Genomic DNA, 18,511 nt, shown 5'->3' on the forward strand with positions numbered 1-18,511 from the left:
GCCCGGTCAGCCCGCCTGTGCCATAGGGTCCTGGACCGTGCTCCTGAGCTCCACTTCGCGACGCCTGCGCCGGGCGAGGACCACACGGCGCTCGGCGGCCGTCAGCCCGCCCCACACTCCGTACGGCTCGGGCTGCACCAGCGCGTGCTCGCGGCACTCCACCAGCACCGGACAGCGGGCGCAGACCCGCTTCGCCGCCTCTTCGCGGGCGAGTCTGGCGGCCGTCGGCTCCTTGGACGGGGCGAAGAAGAGCCCCGCCTCGTCCCGGCGGCACACCGCCTCCGAATGCCAGGGCCCTGCCTGATCCTCCCGTGCCGGAGCGCGCTGCGGCGGCACGGCAGCTACCTGCAAGGACTGATGCGGCGGATGCAGCACGGTCTACTCCTGACGACGGCTTCGCGAGCGAGAGACGATGCTGCAGTCCCTACCCGCTGTGCGCACGCCTATGCACTGGGTTCAGGCCGTCACGAACCCGTCGGCGGCGCCCGGCCCCGGCGCGTGCCGGGCCCGGAGCGCCCGGCGTTCCCGGGCCGCCCGGCGCCTGCTAACCGAGGTGCTTGCGCAGCTTCTTGTCGACCATGGTGCGCAGGTCCGCCACCAGCTTGCCCCGCTTCGGCTTGGCCTCGATGTTGCTGAAGACCGCGTACCCGTTCACCACCACGACAGGCGCCTCCGGGTTCTCCGATTCGAGCGTGTCGACCTCGAAGTTGCCGAAGATCCCGGTGCCGCTGCCGCGCAGAGTGACGTTCTCCGGGACCCTGACCTCGACGTTTCCGAAGATCGCGGTGGCGTTGATGACGGTCAGCCGCTGCTCGAACAGCGCCTCGGTGAGGTCGATCTCGACATTGCCGAAGAGCGAGAAGGCATTCGTCCTGCGGCCGACGCGCCAACGGCCCTTCCGGGTCGAGCTGGAGAAGACCGCGACCAGGTTCTCCGCGGTGACCGGGGTGTCCGGGTCGTCCGGGACCGCGTACTGCGCGGCGCCGGGGTCGGGGCGGCTGCCGGTGGTGGCTGCGGGCAGATCCTGCACCAGCGGCTCCAGCTCGGCGAGGGTCTTCGCGCGGTAGACCGACTCGATCCGCTCGGAGTGCTCATCGGCGTCGAGGCGCCCCTCGGCCAGGGCGTCCCTGAGGATGTCTGCGATCCGGTCGCGGTCGGCGTCGGACGCGCGGATGCCGACGGGCTGCGGCTGCTGGGAGTGCTTTTCGAGGTCCACCGGCCCAGCGTACCCAAACGCGATAGATCGCGACTAGTGCACGGACCACCCAACTCGGCCTCGGACGAAGCCACCGTCTCCCTCCGTCTCCCCTCCCCGCCCTCGGGCGACGACGGCACTTCGGCGACAGGCCCTGGCAGGAGGTGAGTCCTACCTCACCACCGCGCGCCCCTCCGGTGGTTCTACGCTGGTGAATGCTGTGCCGATGGAGGCCAGCCCGCGTCTGCCGAGTGAGGAATGGCCGTCATGCCAGAGTTTGCGTACTCCGATCTGCTTCCCGTGGGAGCGGACACCACGCCGTACCGGCTGGTGACCGCCGAGGGCGTCTCCACCTTCGAAGCCGACGGGCGTACGTTCCTCAAGGTCGAGCCCGAGGCGCTGCGCACGCTCGCCGCCGCAGCCATGCATGACATCTCGCACTATCTGCGCCCGGCCCACCTCACCCAGCTGCGCAAGATCGTCGACGACCCCGAGGCCTCGTCCAACGACAAGTTCGTCGCGCTCGACCTGCTGAAGAACGCCAACATCGCGGCCGCGGGCGTCCTTCCGATGTGCCAGGACACCGGCACCGCGATCGTCATGGGCAAGCGCGGCCAGAACGTGCTGACCTCGGGCGGCGACGAGGAAGCCCTGTCCCACGGCATCTTCGACGCGTACACCAAGCTCAATCTGCGGTACTCGCAGATGGCCCCGCTCACCATGTGGGAGGAGAAGAACACCGGCTCGAACCTGCCCGCGCAGATCGAGCTGTACGCCATCGACGGCGACGCGTACAAGTTCCTCTTCATGGCCAAGGGCGGCGGCTCCGCCAACAAGTCGTTCCTCTACCAGGAGACCAAGGCCGTCCTCAACGAGGCGTCCATGATGAAGTTCCTGGAGGAGAAGATCCGCTCCCTGGGTACGGCCGCCTGCCCGCCGTACCACCTGGCGATCACCGTGGGCGGCACGTCGGCCGAGTTCGCACTGAAGACCGCCAAGTACGCCTCCGCGCACTACCTGGACGAGCTGCCCACCGAGGGCTCCCCCACCGGGCACGGCTTCCGCGACACGGACCTCGAGCAGAAGGTCTTCGAACTGACCCAGAAGATCGGCATCGGCGCGCAGTTCGGCGGAAAGTACTTCTGCCACGACGTCCGCGTCGTCCGGCTGCCCCGGCACGGCGCCTCGCTGCCCGTCGCCATCGCCGTGTCCTGCTCGGCCGACCGGCAGGCCGTCGCGAAGATCACCGCCGAAGGCGTCTTCCTGGAGCAACTGGAGACCGACCCGGCGCGCTTCCTGCCCGACACCACCGACGAGCACCTGCAGGACAGCAACGTTGTCGAGATCGACCTGAACCGGCCGATGGACGACGTACTCGCCGAGCTGACCAAGTTCCCGGTCAAGACCCGGCTCTCGCTGACCGGGCCGCTGGTCGTGGCGCGCGACATCGCGCACGCCAAGATCAAGGAGCGGCTGGACGCGGGCGAGGAGATGCCGCAGTACCTGAAGGACCACCCGGTCTACTACGCGGGCCCCGCCAAGACCCCCGAGGGGTACGCGTCCGGCTCGTTCGGCCCGACCACGGCCGGCCGGATGGACTCGTACGTGGCGCAGTTCCAGGCCGCCGGCGGCTCCAAGGTGATGCTCGCCAAGGGCAACCGCTCCCAGCAGGTCACCGACGCGTGCGGCAGCCACGGCGGCTTCTACCTCGGCTCGATCGGCGGCCCGGCGGCCCGGCTCGCCCAGGACTGCATCAAGAAGGTCGAGGTCCTGGAGTACGAGGAGCTGGGCATGGAAGCCGTCTGGAAGATCGAGGTCGAGGACTTCCCGGCGTTCATCGTGGTGGACGACAAGGGCAACGACTTCTTCCAGGCGCCCGCCGAGTCCCCCACTATCCTCAGCATCCCGGTCCGCGCCCCCGGCCAGGCATAGCAGCACAGGACCACCGATCACCCCTCACGGCCGGACGGCGGTGGGGGGTGATGTTCTGTCCGCGGCCGGGAACACCCTCCCGTCAGACGTTGCTGTCCGATGTGGAGGTACGACGATGACTGAGCAGTACCGGATCGAGCACGACTCCATGGGCGAGGTGAGGGTCCCCGCCGGCGCCAAGTGGCGCGCCCAGACCCAGCGGGCCGTGGAGAACTTCCCCGTCTCGGGCCAGACCCTGGAGCGGGCGCACATCGAGGCGCTGGCCCGGATCAAGGCCGCGGCGGCGAAGGTCAACGCCGGGCTCGGGGTCATCGAGGGGGATCTCGCGCAGGCGGTCCAGGACGCGGCGGCCGAGGTCGCCGACGGGCGGTGGGACGGCGAGTTCCCGGTGGACGTCTTCCAGACCGGGTCCGGCACGTCCTCCAACATGAACATGAACGAGGTGCTGGCCACCCTCGCCACCGAGCGGCTGGGGCGCCCGGTGCACCCCAACGACCATGTGAACGCCTCGCAGTCGTCCAACGACGTGTTCCCGTCGTCGATCCACATCGCGGCGACGGCGGCCGTCACCCGTGATCTGATCCCGGCGCTCGACCACCTGGCCGGGGCGCTGGAGCGCAAGGCCGCCGAATTCTCGGAGGTGGTCAAGTCCGGGCGTACGCATCTGATGGACGCCACACCGGTGACGCTCGGCCAGGAGTTCGGCGGATACGCGGCGCAGATCCGGTACGGCGTCGAGCGGCTCAACGCCTCGCTGCCCCGCCTCGCCGAACTGCCCCTGGGCGGTACCGCGGTGGGCACCGGCATCAACACCCCGCCCGGCTTCTCGGCCGCCGTCATCGCCGAGGTGGCCGCGGCGACCGGGCTGCCGCTGACCGAGGCCCGCAACCACTTCGAGGCACAGAGCGCCCGGGACGGGATCGTCGAGACGTCCGGCCAGCTCCGGACGATCGGAGCCGGGCTGACGAAGATCTCCAACGATCTGCGCTGGATGGCATCGGGCCCGCGCACCGGCCTCGCCGAGATCTCGCTGCCCGACCTCCAGCCCGGTTCGTCCATCATGCCCGGCAAGGTAAATCCGGTGATCCCGGAGGCGGTGCTGATGGTGGCGGCGCAGGTCACGGGCAACGACGCGACGGTCGCGGCGGCCGGTGCCGCGGGCAACTTCGAGCTGAACGTGATGCTGCCGGTCATCGCCAAGAACGTCCTGGAGTCGGTGCGGCTGCTGGCCAACGTCTCCCGGCTGCTCGCGGACCGCACGGTCGACGGGATCACCGCGCACCCGGAGCGGGCCCGGGAGTACGCGGAGTCCTCGCCGTCGGTCGTCACGCCGCTGAACAAGTACATCGGGTACGAGGAGGCCGCGAAGGTCGCCAAGCGGGCGGTGGCCGAGCGCAGGACCATCCGGGACGTCGTGCTGGCCGAGGGGTACGTGGAGCGGGGCGATCTGACGGCGGAGCAGCTGGACGCGGCGCTGGACGTCCTGAGCATGACGCGGCCGTGAACAGCGGCCGTGGACAGGTGCGGGGTATGCCCCGGCAGGGGTGAGAGCCGGCCCCGCCCGGAGGCGGAGCCCCGGATATCCGGGTGACCCGCATCGCTGCGCCGCACCGTCCGTACTCCTAAGATCTCCGCATGACAGGTGCAGGAGGAACACAACACTGGACGCCCGGGGACCACATTCTCTGGCGCTACCGCGGCAACGCGTCCGACCACCTGCACATCTGCCGCCCGGTGACCGTCGTGCAGGACACGGATGACCTGCTCGCGGTCTGGCTGGCACCCGGCACCGAGTGCATGAAGCCCGCGCTCGCCGACGGGACTCCCGTGCACCGGGAGCCGCTCGCCACCCGGTACACCAAGCCGCGCACCGTCGTGCGCGACCGCTGGTGGGGCATGGGTGTGCTGAAACTGGCGCGGCCCCGTGAGCCCTGGTCCGTGTGGCTGTGGTGGGACCGGGGATGGCGCTTCAAGAGCTGGTACGTGAATCTGGAGGAACCGCACCGCCGGTGGGCGGGCGGCGTCGATTCCGAGGACCACTTCCTGGACATCTCCGTGCTGCCCGACCGCAGTTGGCAGTGGCTGGACGAGGACGAGTTCGCCCAGGCCCAGCAGGTCGGCCTGATGGACGCCGGGCAGGCGCGGCGGGTGCGGCAGGCGGGCCGGGAGGCGGTCGGGATGATCGAGTCCTGGGGGTCTCCGTTCACCGACGGCTGGGAGGAGTGGCGGCCCGATCCGCGGTGGACCGTGCCCGTCCTTCCGGACGACTGGGACCGCACGCCCGCGTACGTGCCGTCGTGAGACCCTTGATGCGCCCCCGGGGATCAAACGTAGGATCGTCCTCCGCAAGGCTGCGCCCTACATCGATCCCATGACACGAACCCATGACAACGAACCCGTGCAGCAGTTGAACTGACCGAATGTCACTACAGGGGGGTGCAGCCATGACAGCGGGTATACGACCCCTCGAAGCGGTTGCATCGCACACCTGCCTCGGACGGACGGAATCCCTCGCGTGACGGAGCACACCACCTCCCACGAAGGCCGGCAGCCCACGGCTGCCCGGCCGCACGAACCCACTCGCCCCCGGCAGAAGGACGCCGACGTGGCGGCCGCGGGGGCCATCCCCGCGCCCCCACCGGCGCCCGCGGTCTCACCCGGACGCAGTGAGGGCGACAGACTCCGGTTCGTGGGGGCTGCCACCCGGCGTATCGCCCGGGGCATAGACCTGGACGAGATCGTCCTCGGACTGTGCAGAGCGACCGTGCCGACGTTCTCCGACGCGATACTCGTCTTCCTCCGCGATCCGCTGCCGGTGGGCGACGAGCGTCCGGTGGTCCCGTTCGTACTGCGGCTGCGCCGCACCGACCGGCTGCGTTTAGTGGACGAGGAGGACTCCGACGAGCAGCCGGAACCGCTCGCGGCGCAGCTGTGCGAGGTGGCCTCCGGGGGCGCACTCGCCGAAGTGCTCCGGGGCGTGCGCCCGGTCTTCGGGGACTCCGCCGCGGCCCGCGCCGCGCTGCCCGAGCTGCTGGGGCCCGACCGGACCGTACCGAACGGGCACCGCACGATCCTCGCCCCGCTGCGGGGCAGACGCCGGGTGATCGGCGCCGCCGTGTTCGTACGCCGCCCCGACCGGCCCCCGTTCGAGCCCAACGACCTGCTGGTCGCCGCCCAGCTGGCCACCCACACCGCGCTCGGCATCGACAAGGCCGTGCTGTACGGGCGCGAGGCGTACATCGCCGACGAGCTCCAGCGCACCATGCTGCCGGACTCGCTGCCCCAGCCGACCGGCGTCAAGCTGGCGTCCCGCTATCTGCCGGCGGCCGAGACCGCGCGGGTCGGCGGCGACTGGTACGACGCGATTCCGCTGCCCGGCAGCCGGGTCGCGCTGGTCGTGGGCGATGTGATGGGGCACTCCATGACATCGGCCGCCATCATGGGCCAGCTCCGGACGACGGCGCAGACGCTGGCGCAGCTGGACCTGCCGCCGGCCGAGGTGCTGCACCATCTGGACGAACAGGCCCAGCGGCTCGGCTCGGACCGGATGGCGACCTGCCTGTACGCCGTGTACGACCCGGTGGCGCACCGGATCACCATCGCCAACGCGGGCCACCCGCCGCCCGTCCTGCTGCATCTGGGCGGCCGTGCGGAGGTCCTGGTGGTCCCGCCGGGTGCCCCGATCGGGGTGGGCGGTGTGGACTTCGAGGCGGTCGAGCTGGACGCGCCCGCGGGTGCCACCCTGCTGCTCTACACGGACGGCCTGGTCGAGTCGCGGCTGCGGGACGTCTGGACCGGGATCGAGCAGCTGCGGGAGCGGCTCGCGGCCACCGCCGAGCTGACGGGGCCTGACCACTCGCCGCCGCTGGAGGCCCTCTGCGACGAAGTGCTGGACATGCTGGGTCCCGGCGACCGGGACGACGACATCGCGCTGCTCGCGGCCCGCTTCGACGGGATCGCGCCGAGCGACGTCGCGTACTGGTTCCTCGACCCGGAGGAGCAGGCCCCCGGCCGCGCCCGGCGCCTGGTGCGCAGAGCGCTGGAGCGCTGGGGCCTCGATGAGATGTCGGACGCGGTCGAGCTGCTGGTCAGTGAGGTCGTGACCAACGCCGTGCGGTATGCGGAGCGGCCGGTGACGCTACGGCTGCTGCGTACCGACGTACTGCGCTGCGAGGTCGGCGACGACTCCCCGCAGCTGCCGCGCCAGCGCAAGGCCCGGGACACCGACGAGGGCGGCCGGGGCCTGTTCCTGGTGAACCGGCTGACCCGGCGGTGGGGGGCCACCCGGCTCTCCACCGGCAAGGTGGTCTGGTTCGAGATCCAGGTGCCGGCCGCGCCGCCCGAGTAGGCCGGGCCGGGTCCCGGCCCGGCCGCTGAACCCGGTGGGTCTCCGGAAGCTCCGGAGACCCACCGGGTTCAGTGCTGTCCGGGCCCGTCATCCCAACGGAAACCAAATGTTGCCGACCAGGTGTCGGGGCGGTTCACTGAGCACGCGGACGAAGCGACCTCAACCCCCTCGAACGATGGGAAGACGCTCGTGAGCGAGGCAATCAAGAAGGCCACCTGCACCACCACCAACGCGGGAATCCCGGTGGAGAGCGACGAGCACTCGCTCACCGTCGGTTCCGACGGTCCGATCCTGCTGCACGACGCCTATCTGATCGAGAAGATGGCGCAGTTCAACCGGGAGCGGGTCCCCGAGCGGGTGGTGCACGCCAAGGGCTCCGGTGCGTACGGAATCTTCGAAGTGACCAACGACGTCAGCCAGTTCACCAAGGCCGATGTCTTCCAGCCGGGCAAGCGCACCGAGATGCTGGCCCGCTTCTCGACGGTCGCCGGTGAGATGGGCTCCCCGGACACCTGGCGCGACCCGCGCGGTTTCGCGCTCAAGTTCTATACGGAGCAAGGCAATTACGACTTGGTCGGCAACAACACGCCGGTCTTCTTCGTCCGTGACACGATCAAGTTCCAGGACTTCATCCGCAGTCAGAAGCGCCGCCCGGACAACGGGCTGCGCGACAACGACATGCAGTGGGACTTCTGGACGCTCTCGCCCGAGTCCGCACACCAGGTGACCTGGCTGATGGGCGACCGGGGCATCCCCAAGACCTGGCGCCATATGAACGGCTACGGCTCGCACACCTATATGTGGGTGAACGGCGCGGGCGAGCGGTTCTGGATCAAGTACCACTTCAAGACCGACCAGGGCATCGACTTCCTGACGCAGGCCGACGCCGACGCGATGGCCGGGCAGGACGCGGACTTCCACCGCCGGGACCTCTTCGAGTCGATCAAGTCGGGGAACGCCCCCACGTGGTCGCTCAAGGTCCAGATCATGCCGTTCGAGGACGCCCCGGACTACCGCTTCAACCCGTTCGACCTCACCAAGGTATGGCCGCACAGCGATTACCCGCTGATCGACGTCGGCCGGATGACGCTCAACAAGAACCCGGACGACCACTTCGTCCACATCGAGCAGGCGTCCTTCGAGCCGTCGAACATGGTGCCGGGCATCGGTCCTTCGCCGGACAAGATGCTGCTCGGCCGGCTGTTCTCGTATCCGGACACGCACCGCTACCGGATCGGGCCGAACTACATGCAGCTGCCGCCCAACAGGCCGCGCTCGCCCGTCAACTCGTACGCGAAGGACGGGCCCATGCGGTACGAGCCGTCGGCGGCGTCCGCGCCGTACGCCCCCAACTCGAAGGGCGGCCCGGCGGCCGACACCGCCCGCTACGGCGAGCCCGCCGGCTGGGAGAGCGCGGGCGAGATGGTCCGGGAGGCGTACAAGCTGCGCCGGGACGACGACGACTGGGGCCAGCCGGGCACGATGGTGCGCCAGGTCCTCAACGACGAGCAGCGCGCCCGGCTCGTGGACAACGTCGCCGGCCATCTGGCGCAGGGTGTCTCGGCGCCGGTCCTCGACCGGGCGCTGCAGTACTGGCGCAACATCGACAAGGCGACCGGCGACCGGATCGCGGCGAAGGCCAAACCGGGCTGATCCACCCGGAACAGAACGGAACGGAGCAGGACCGGGCCCGCGGGCCCGGTCCTGCTCCGTTGTCGTCAGTGCTGCTCCGGCGTCGGTGCTGCTCCGGCGTCAGTACTGCCCGGCGTCAGCCCTGCCAGTCCAGCGGCCCACCGTTGGTGGTGCCGTTGTTCGTGCCGGTCGTGGAGCCGCCGTTCGCACCGCCCCCGGTGGAGGGGTTGCCGGCTCCGCCGCCGTTCGTCGACGTGCCGCCGTTCGTACCGCCCCCGGTGGAGGGGTTGCCGGCTCCGCCGTTCGTCGACGTGCCGCCGTTCGTACCGCCCCCGGTGGAGGGGTTGCCGGCTCCGCCGTTCGTCGTGGTGTGGCTCGGAGGGGGGCTGCCCGGCGGAGACGCCGGCGGCGATGACGGCGGCGGGGCCGCGGGGCTGGACGGCGGCGGGGCCGAATGGGTCGGCGGCGGGGTCGAGGGCGGCGGAGCGGTCGGTGCCATCGCCGCGCCCTGGTCGGTGTCCAGGCTGAACTTGCTCGGCTTCATATCGAGGCCGAAGGTGTACGCCGCCCAGATCTCGGCCGGGAAGCCACCACCGTTGACCCGGGTGCCACTGCCGGCCGCGCCGCTGATGGTGACCTGGGCGCCCGCCTGGATCTTCTTGCCGTTCTCCACGCGCGGTTTGGCCGCCTCACCGAACATGCCGACCGAGGTCACCAGGTCCGGGGTGTAGCCGGTGAACCAGGCGGACTTGTTGTTGTCCGACGTACCGGTCTTACCGGCGACCGGCTGTGACTTCCGCTTGACGACGGTACCGGTGCCCTGGTCGACCACACCGGTCAGGACCGAGGTGACCGCGTCCGCCGTCTGCGGGCTGATCACCTGGTCGCCGATCGCCTTCTGCGGCTTGTACGGCTCCCGGTTGGGGTGGGTGGCCGACTTCACGATGGTCGGGGTGACCTTCTTGCCGTGGTTGTCGAAGGTCGCGTAGATCCCGGCCATCTCCATCGGGCTCGCGCCGTAGGAACCGAGGGTCATGGCGGGCACGGCCTGCGCGTTCTTCAGGGAGCTCATGCCGAGGTCGACGCCGAGCTTCTTGACCTTGTCGAGGCCCACGTCCACGCCCATCTGGGCGAACACCGAGTTGACCGAGTTGTTCATAGCGGTCTGGACGGTGATCTGGCCGTAGCTCTGGTTGTCCTCGTTGGGCGGCGCGAAGCCGACCTTGTTGCCGTTGGCGTCGACCACCGGTCGGCGGCTGTCACCGTCGTAGACGGTATTCGCCTTGATCGGCTGGCCCTCCTGCGTCTTGGCGCCGGACTCCAGGGCTGCCGCCAGGATCAGCGGCTTGAAGGTGGAGGCGGGCTGATAGTCGACGCGCTTGGCGTTGCTGTACTCGTGCTTGAGGTAGTCCTCGCCGCCGTAGAGCGCCTCGATGGCGCCGGTGTGCGGGTTGACCGAGACCGCGCCTGCCTGGGTGTCCGCGTCGACCGTGCTGCTCTTGGGGTGCAGTTTGCTGGTCAGCTGGTCCTTGAGCGTCTTCTCCAGCTGGGCCTGCTTCTTCGGGTCGATGTTGAGCGTGACCGTCCAGCCGCCGGCATCGATCTGCGCCTCGGAGATGCCCTGCGCCTCGAGCTCCTGGTTGGCGGCCTTGACCAGATACCCGGTCTGGCCCTTCAGGCCGCTCTCGGGCTTGGGCTTCTGCGGTATCGGGAACTTCTGCTGGGCGCGCTTGGTCGGGTCGATCCACTTCATCTCGACCATGTTGTTCAGGGTGTACGCCCAGCGCTCCTTGACCAGCTTCTTGCCCTCGGCGGTCGCGGACGACCAGTCGTACTGGCTCGGCGCCTGGAGCAGCGAGGCGAGATAGGCGCCCTGGCTCACGTTCAGGTTCTTGGCGTCGATCCCGTAGTACGCCTGGGACGCGGCCTGGATACCGAAGGCGCCCCGGCCGTAGTAGCTGGTGTTGATGTACCCGGCGAGGATCTGCTGCTTGGAGAACTTCCGGTCGATCTTGAGAGAGACCACCAGCTCCTTGAGCTTCCGGGTGACCGTCTGGTCGGCGCTGAGGTAGTAGTTCTTGACGTACTGCTGGGTGATCGTCGAACCACCCTGCTTCCGGCCCTGGACCGTGTTGTAGAGCCCTCGGGCGGTGCCCCTGAAGTCGACTCCGTGGTCCTTGTAGAAGGTCTTGTTCTCGGCGGCGACGAAGGTGTGCTGGACCTCCAGCGGGACCTCGGAGAGGTCGACCTTCTCCCGGTTGACCTTGCCCGTGCGGGCGATCACCTTGCCGTTGCTGAGCTTGTAGACGTTGCTCTGGAGCTCCGCGTCGGCGTTCGCCTTCGGCACCGGCACGTACATGTAGAACACGACGAACGCGCCCATCACCAGCAGGCAGAACACGAAGAAGCCGCCCAGGACCTTCTTCCAGGTGAAGAGCCTGCGTATCCCGCTCTTCCCGCTCTTCGTTGATTTGCCCCGGCGCGCCCCGCGCTGCCGGGCTCGTCGATCGTCCGCACGGCCCATCGCTCTGTGACTCCGCCTTCTCTCACCCACACCAGCTGTCGAAAGCTAACACCGCTTCCTGAGCACCTTGGGACAGGGACCACCTCAAGCGACCCTTTCCACACGTGACAATCAGCACCTGTGTCATAGGGAACCGACGAGCAGGAAGCCCACAAGGTTGCCACTCCCGGACGATCTCCCCTTCAAGTCGCCCTGATTACCCTGGATTGTCCTGGTTTTCCGGCACTATGCACCCCCGGTATACACAGTGGGTATACGGAGTGCGTATAGTCCCGGTCATGCCATCCCAGCCTCCGTTGCTCAGCGCAACAGACCTTCACAAGGTCTACGGATCGACCCCCGCCCTGGACGGTGCGGACTTCGCCATCGCACCCGGCGAGATCGTCGCGGTGATGGGCCCTTCCGGGTCCGGCAAGTCGACACTGCTGCACTGCCTGGCCGGGATAGTGAGCCCCGACTCCGGCACCATCCGGTACGCGGACCACGACCTCACCGCGATGAACGACACCGGCCGCAGCGCCCTGCGCCGTACGGACTTCGGCTTCGTCTTCCAGTTCGGCCAGCTCGTCCCCGAACTGTCCTGTGTGCAGAACGTCGCCCTGCCGCTGCGCCTGAACGGGACCAAGCGCAAGGAGGCCGAGCGCAGGGCGCTGGAGTGGATGGAGCGCCTGGAGGTCGCCGAGCTCGGGCACAAGCGACCCGGCGAGGTCTCCGGCGGACAGGGCCAGCGCGTCGCCATCGCCCGCTCGCTGGTGACCGGGCCGCGCGTGCTCTTCGCCGACGAGCCGACCGGCGCGCTCGACTCCCTCAACGGCGAGCGCGTCATGGAACTCTTCACCCAGGCCGCCCGCTCCACCGATGCCGCTGTCGTCCTCGTCACCCACGAAGCACGCGTCGCCGCCTACTCGGACCGCGAGGTCGTCGTACGCGACGGCAAGTCCCGCGACCACCTCGCGCAGAGCGCGGCATGAGCCGTCTGAACGACCTCGCCATGGGGGTCCGGTTCGCGGTGACCGGCGGCCGCGAGGCCTGGGCGCGCACCACGCTCACCGCCGTAGGCGTCGCGCTCGGGGTGGCCCTGCTGCTCGCCGCGTCCGCACTGCCCAGCGCGGTGAGCGTCCAGTCGGTGCGCGGAGACGCCCGCAGCTTCTCCACAGCGGGGGATCCGGTCCCGCGCAGCGATACGACACTGCTGTACGGACATGCCGAGAGCGAGTACCACGGCAACTCCGTGACCGGCTATCTGCTCCGCCCGGACGGCGGCCACCCGATCACCCCGCCCGGCATCGGCGCGATCCCCGCCCCCGGCACGATGGTGGTCTCGCCCGCCCTGAAGGAACTGCTGGGCTCGGCCGGCGGCAGACTGCTGTGCGAGCGCATCCCGTACCGGATCACCGGCACCATCGGCCAGGCCGGACTGAGCGATCCGGGCGAGCTGTACTACTACGCGGGCAGCTCCACCCTCACCACGCACACGGGCGCCGCCCGGATCGCGCACTTCGGCGGCGGACCGCTGAGCCCGCCGCTCTCCCCGCAGCTCGTCGTGCTCTCCATCCTGGGCTGTGTCGTGCTGCTCACCCCGGTGGCCATCTTCATCGCCACCGCCGTCCGCTTCGGCGGCGACCGCCGCGACCGGCGGCTCGCCTCGCTGCGGCTGGTCGGCGCCGACATCCGGATGACCCGGCGGATCGCGGCGGGCGAGGCGTTCGCCGGGTCGGTCCTGGGGGTGCTGCTCGGCTGGGCCGTCTTCTTCGTGGGCCGGCAGTTCATCGGCGGCATCCAGCTCTGGAAGATGTCCGCGTTCCCGTCCGACCTGGCCCCGGTCCCCGCACTCGCGGTGCTGGTCTCGCTGGCCGTGCCGGTCTCGGCGGTGCTGGTCACGCTGTTCGCGATGCGGTCGGTCACCGTCGAACCGCTCGGGGTCGCCCGGCAGGGCGCCACCCGCCGGCGCCGCCTCTGGTGGCGTCTGGTGATGCCGGTCGCCGGCGTCGTGGTGCTGCTGAGCATGGGCCGGATCACCGACGGGAGCAGCCTCGTCAATCCGTACCCCGTCGCGATCGGCGCGATCCTGGTGCTGGCCGGGCTGACCCTGCTGCTCCCCTGGGTCGTCGAGGCGGTCGTCGCCCGGCTGAAGGGCGGCCCCGTCCCGTTCCAGCTGGCCACCCGCAGGCTCCAGCTGAGCAGCGGGTCGGCGGCCCGCGCGGTCAGCGGCATCACGGTCGCCGTCGCCGGTGCGGTCGCGCTCCAGATGTACTTCGTCGGGCTGCACGACGACTTCAACAAGAACACCAACCAGGACCCGGGCCGCGCCCAGATGCACGTCGAAGCGGACTATCCCAGCGCCGGACGGGCCCGGCAGATGATCCACGCCTTCGAGGGCACCAAGGGCGTCAAGGCGGTCATCGGCACCATCGAGTCCTACGCCGACAAGCCCGGCGGCGACCCCGACCTGAACGCGGCGGGCCCCTGGCCCACCACCATGATCACCATGGGCGACTGCCCGACCCTGCGCGAGCTGGCCCACCTCCCGTCCTGCAAGGACGGTGACACCTTCGTCGCCCATGTCGAGGGGCAGAAGGAGATGAACGCCTGGGTGGACAAGACCGTACGGCCGGGCGGCAAGCTCAACGTCGGCCGGGACAGCAAGCCCCTGCTGTGGACGCTCCCGAAGGACTCGCCCACGGTCATGGCCCGCACCGACCCGATGGGCGAGAAGCGCAACGGCATCCTCGTCACACCGTCCGCGATCAGCGAGGCTCAGCTCCCGGAGGCCCAGACCCGCGCCCTGGTCGAGGTCGACCACTCGGTGCCGGACGCCTCGGAGTACGTACGGAACACCGCGGCCCGCATCGACCCGCTCATGCGGGTGTGGGACCTCACGGTGGTCGACCGCGACAAGCAGTACGCGAGCATCGAGAACGGGCTACTCGCGGGCGCGGTCGCGACCATGGCGCTGATCGCCGCCTCCATGCTCGTGTCGCAGCTCGAGCAGTTGCGCGAGCGCCGGAAGCTGCTGTCGGTCCTGGTGGCCTTCGGTACCCGCCGGCCCACCCTGGGCTGGTCGGTGCTCTGGCAGACCGCGGTCCCGGTGGTCCTCGGCCTGGCGCTCGCCGTCGCCGGCGGTCTCGGGCTCGGCGCCGCGCTGCTGCGGCTGGTCGGCAAGTCCGTGACGGACTGGTGGGGGTTCGTCCCGCTGGCCGGGGCCGGGGGCGCGCTGATCCTGCTCGTCACCCTGCTCAGTCTTCCTCCGCTGTGGCGCATGATGCGCCCCGACGGCCTCCGTACCGAATAACGCCGTCCTCAGAAAGGTCCTCGCACATGTCCATCGGCCACACTCTGCTCGGCATCCTGGAGTCGGGGCCGCGCCACGGCTACGACCTCAAGCGCGCCTTCGACGAGAAGTTCGGCCATGACCGGCCGCTGCACTACGGGCAGGTCTACTCGACCATGTCCCGCCTCCTGAAGAACGGTCTCGTCGAGGTCGACGCGATGGAGACCGGGGGCGGTCCCGAGCGCAAGCGGTACGCGATCACCGACGCCGGCATCAGCGACGTCGACCAGTGGCTCGCCACACCCGAGAAGCCCGAGCCCTACCTCCAGTCGACGCTCTACACCAAGGTCGTCCTCGCGCTGCTCACCGGCCGCCCCGCGGCCGATCTGCTGGACACCCAGCGCGCGGAGCATCTGCGGCTGATGCGCATCCTCACCGACCGCAAGCGCCGCGGGGACCTCGCCGACCAACTGATCTGCGACCACGCCCTGTTCCACCTGGAAGCCGACCTGCGCTGGCTCGAACTGACCGCTGCGCGGCTCGGCCAGCTCGCCAAGGAGGTAAACCCGTGACCCCCGCCGGTTCGCTGCTGTACGCCGACGACCTGCACAAGGCGTACGGCCCGACCACCGCGCTCGACGGCGCCGCGTTCTCCGTCCACGCGGGCGAAGTGGTCGCGATCATGGGGCCTTCGGGCTCCGGCAAGTCGACGCTGCTGCACTGCCTCGCCGGTATCGTCCGCCCCGACTCGGGCTCCATCACGTACCAGGGGCAGGAGCTGTCCACGATGCCGGACGCCGAGCGGAGCGCGCTGCGCCGTACGGAATTCGGCTTCGTCTTCCAGTTCGGCCAGCTCGTCCCCGAGCTGACCTGCACGGAGAACGTCGCCCTGCCGCTGCGCCTGAACGGGACCAAGCGCAAGGAGGCCGAGCGCAGGGCGCTGGAGTGGATGGAGCGCCTGGAGGTCGCCGAGCTGGGGCACAAGCGTCCCGGCGAGGTCTCCGGCGGACAGGGCCAGCGCGTCGCCGTGGCACGGTCGTTGGTGACCGGGCCGCGCGTGCTCTTCGCCGACGAGCCGACCGGCGCGCTCGACTCCCTCAACGGCGAGCGCGTGATGGAACTCCTGACCCAGGCGGCCCGCTCCACCAACGCGGCCGTCGTCCTCGTCACCCACGAAGCACGCGTCGCCGCCTACTCGGACCGCGAGGTCGTCGTACGCGACGGCAGGTCCCGCGATCTGGAGCAGCTGGTATGAGCCCGACCCAAGACCTCACGATGGGCATGAAGTTCGCTGTCGGCGGGGGCCGCGAGGGCTGGACCCGGACCCTGCTGACCGCGGTCGGCGTGGGCCTCGGGGTGGCGCTGCTGCTGTTCACCACCGCGATACCGGGCGCGCTCGCCGCCCGGAACGCGCGGGAGGACAACCGCAACGACTTCGGTGCGGTCATGATCGACAAGCCCGCCCACAACACCATGCTCCTCGCGGTCGCGGACACCGTGTACAAGGGCACCGCCGTCCGCGGCCGGCTGGTGCGCGGCGAGGGCCCCGACGCACCGCTGCCGCCCGGCACGCGTGCGCTGCCCGGCAACGGCGAGATGCTGGTGTCACCCGCGCTGCGCACGCTGCTGGCGTCGGACAAGGGCGCACTGCTGCGTGAGCGCCTCCCGTACCGGATCACCGGCACCATCGCCGACGCCGGCCTGACCGGCCCGAACGAACTGGCCTACTACGCGGGCGACGGCCACCTCACCCTGGACGAAACCGGCATGGTGCGGCGTATCACGTCCTTCGCGCATCTGCCGCCCCTCGACGCCATGGACCCGGTCCTGAGACTGCTCGTCGTGATCACCTTCGTGGTGCTGCTGATGCCGGTGGGTGTCTTCATCGCGGCGGCCGTGCGCTTCGGCAGCGACAGCAGGGACCGCAGGCTCGCCGCGCTGCGGCTGGTGGGTACGGACTCCCGGATGACCCGCCGTATCGCGGCCGGCGAGGCGCTGGCGGGCTCCCTGCTCGGGGTGCTCTTCGGCGCCGCGTTCTTCCTGATCGGCCGGGCGTTCGTCGGTGACATCGATGTGGCGGGGATCAACCTCTTCCCCGCTGACGTGAACCCGAGTGCGGCGCTGGCCGTAGGGGTCGTGCTCGCGGTGCCCGCGGCGGCCGTCGCCGTCACGCTGTTCGCGCTGCGCGGTGTGGTCATCGAGCCGCTCGGTGTCGTCCGCACCTCGGTCCCGCGCCGCCGCCGGGTCTGGTGGCGGGTGCTGCTGCCGGTCGCCGGGCTCGCCCTGCTGGTGCCGATGCTGGGCAAGGGCCGCACCTCGGGCCACTTCAACAGCACGCTGGTGATCAGCGGCAGCGTGCTGCTGCTGATCGGCGTGACGGCGCTGCTGCCCTGGCTGATCGAGGCCGTGGTGAACCGCCTGGGCGGCTCCACCGTCGCCTGGCAACTGGCCGTCCGCAGGCTCCAGATGACCAGCGGTACCGCCGCCCGGCTCGTCAACGGCATCGCCGTCGCGGTCGCCGGCGCCATCGCGCTCCAGATGCTGTTCGCGGGGATCGACGGCGACTACAGCAAGCAGACCGGGGCTGACACCTCACGTGCCCAGATGATCGTCCAGAGCGACCTCACGAAGACCCGGATGGCCGACGCGCTGCGCTCCACGCACGGCGTACGGAGCGTGCTCACGGTCGGCCGGGCCAATGCCGGGAGGACGGAGAACGCTGAGCAGACCAGCGATATGTACACCGGCGACTGCGCGTCGCTCCGGGTCCTGGCCGCTCTCCCGTCCTGCGAGGACGGCGACGCGTTCATCGCCACCGGCGGCTGGGACGACAACGTCGCCAAGGTCGCCGCACCCGGCAAACGGCTGTTCATCAAGGCGCCCTTCAGTAAGCCGGGCGACCACAGCCTCACCTGGACCATCCCGGCCAGGACCCGCACGGTGCAGGTCACGGCCGACCCGGCCGGCCGCTCCAGCGGAGGGGGCGTCCTGCTCACGCCGGGGGCGCTGCCCGCGCTGCGGCACCTTGCCCTGGACAGCACGGACTACATCTCGCTCGACCCTTCGGAGCCGGATGCCATCGAGCTGGTCCGTAACAGCGCGGCGAAGGTCAATCCGCTGACGCCGGCCGACGCCCTGCACGAGACACACGAGGACAACCGCTTCGCGAGCGTCCGCAAGGGGCTGTACATCGGCGCGGCCGCGGTGCTCCTGCTGATCGGCGCGAGCCTGCTGGTCTCGGTCCTGGAGCAGCTGCGTGACCGCCGCAAGCTGCTGGCCGCGCTGACGGCCTTCGGTACCCGCCGCTCCACGATGAGCTGGTCGGTGCTGTGGCAGACGGCCGTGCCGGTCGCCCTGGGCCTGCTGCTCGCCACGGTCGTGGGCCTGGGCCTGGGGGCGGTCCTGCTCGACATGGTCGGCCACCCGGTCTCGGTCAACTGGCCTGCGGTGGCGGCGATGGCCGGTATCGGCGGCGGCGTGGTCGTCCTGGTGACGCTGCTCAGCCTGCCGCCGCTGTGGCGGCTGATGCGGCCGGAGGGGCTGCGCACGGAGTAGCGGCGCGGTTCCATGCTGCGGGGGCCCGCCGGACACACCGGGGCGGGTCCCCGC

At 70.1% G+C, this 18,511-nt stretch carries 13 protein-coding genes; 10 read left to right on the plus strand and 3 right to left on the minus strand.

Annotated features, from left to right (window positions below):
- Positions 1-6: 6 nt before the first annotated feature.
- Complete coding sequence (locus OG210_RS08655; protein WP_164265645.1) at positions 7-375, minus strand: WhiB family transcriptional regulator; 369 nt, start codon at positions 373-375, stop codon at positions 7-9.
- A gap of 169 nt (positions 376-544) precedes the next feature.
- Complete coding sequence (locus OG210_RS08660) at positions 545-1,216, minus strand: DUF1707 domain-containing protein (protein WP_371535628.1); 672 nt, start codon at positions 1,214-1,216, stop codon at positions 545-547.
- Positions 1,217-1,462: 246 nt separating this feature from the next.
- On the opposite strand from OG210_RS08660, the gene OG210_RS08665 reads away from it, so the two are divergent.
- The 5 genes from OG210_RS08665 (at position 1,463) to OG210_RS08685 (ending at position 9,128) form a co-directional block, all read left to right on the plus strand.
- Positions 1,463-3,127 carry a fumarate hydratase gene (locus tag OG210_RS08665; RefSeq protein WP_371535631.1) on the plus strand — a complete coding sequence of 555 codons (1,665 nt, stop codon included), beginning with the start codon at positions 1,463-1,465 and terminating at the stop codon, positions 3,125-3,127.
- Between the two features lie 115 nt (positions 3,128-3,242).
- On the plus strand, positions 3,243-4,631 hold the full coding sequence (locus OG210_RS08670) for a class II fumarate hydratase (protein WP_328330831.1): 1,389 nt from the start codon (positions 3,243-3,245) through the stop codon (positions 4,629-4,631).
- Between the two features lie 131 nt (positions 4,632-4,762).
- On the plus strand, positions 4,763-5,428 hold the full coding sequence (locus tag OG210_RS08675; protein WP_371535635.1) for a DUF402 domain-containing protein: 666 nt from the start codon (positions 4,763-4,765) through the stop codon (positions 5,426-5,428).
- 214 nt (positions 5,429-5,642) lie between these two features.
- Positions 5,643-7,475: a SpoIIE family protein phosphatase gene (locus OG210_RS08680; RefSeq protein ID WP_328330827.1), complete on the plus strand. Its 1,833-nt coding sequence runs from the start codon at positions 5,643-5,645 to the stop codon at positions 7,473-7,475.
- Positions 7,476-7,664: 189 nt separating this feature from the next.
- A complete protein-coding gene (locus tag OG210_RS08685; RefSeq protein WP_328330825.1) occupies positions 7,665-9,128 on the plus strand; it encodes a catalase in 1,464 nt (487 codons plus the stop codon).
- A gap of 115 nt (positions 9,129-9,243) precedes the next feature.
- Here OG210_RS08685 and OG210_RS08690 read toward each other — a convergent pair whose 3' ends face one another.
- Positions 9,244-11,631: a transglycosylase domain-containing protein gene (locus tag OG210_RS08690; protein WP_328330823.1), complete on the minus strand. Its 2,388-nt coding sequence runs from the start codon at positions 11,629-11,631 to the stop codon at positions 9,244-9,246.
- 278 nt (positions 11,632-11,909) lie between these two features.
- Here OG210_RS08690 and OG210_RS08695 point away from each other — a divergent pair, with 278 nt between their 5' ends.
- Genes OG210_RS08695 through OG210_RS08715 form a run of 5 tightly spaced genes read left to right on the plus strand, consistent with a single transcriptional unit; the run spans position 11,910 to position 18,457 of the window.
- Positions 11,910-12,602: an ABC transporter ATP-binding protein gene (locus OG210_RS08695; protein WP_328330821.1), complete on the plus strand. Its 693-nt coding sequence runs from the start codon at positions 11,910-11,912 to the stop codon at positions 12,600-12,602.
- A complete protein-coding gene (locus OG210_RS08700; protein ID WP_328330819.1) occupies positions 12,599-14,923 on the plus strand; it encodes an FtsX-like permease family protein in 2,325 nt (774 codons plus the stop codon). Before OG210_RS08695 ends, OG210_RS08700 begins: the two co-directional genes overlap by 4 nt.
- A 26-nt stretch (positions 14,924-14,949) precedes the next feature.
- The gene (locus OG210_RS08705) at positions 14,950-15,474 is read left to right on the plus strand and encodes a PadR family transcriptional regulator (RefSeq protein WP_328330817.1); all 525 of its coding nucleotides are present in this window, start codon (positions 14,950-14,952) and stop codon (positions 15,472-15,474) included.
- Positions 15,471-16,157 carry an ABC transporter ATP-binding protein gene (locus OG210_RS08710; protein WP_328330815.1) on the plus strand — a complete coding sequence of 229 codons (687 nt, stop codon included), beginning with the start codon at positions 15,471-15,473 and terminating at the stop codon, positions 16,155-16,157. Before OG210_RS08705 ends, OG210_RS08710 begins: the two co-directional genes overlap by 4 nt.
- Complete coding sequence (locus tag OG210_RS08715) at positions 16,154-18,457, plus strand: FtsX-like permease family protein (protein ID WP_328330813.1); 2,304 nt, start codon at positions 16,154-16,156, stop codon at positions 18,455-18,457. The genes OG210_RS08710 and OG210_RS08715 overlap by 4 nt, the downstream gene beginning before the upstream one ends.
- Positions 18,458-18,511 lie beyond the last annotated feature (54 nt).

This window comes from Streptomyces sp. NBC_00466, from assembly GCF_041433995.1.
Taxonomy (GTDB): Bacteria; Actinomycetota; Actinomycetes; order Streptomycetales; family Streptomycetaceae; genus Streptomyces.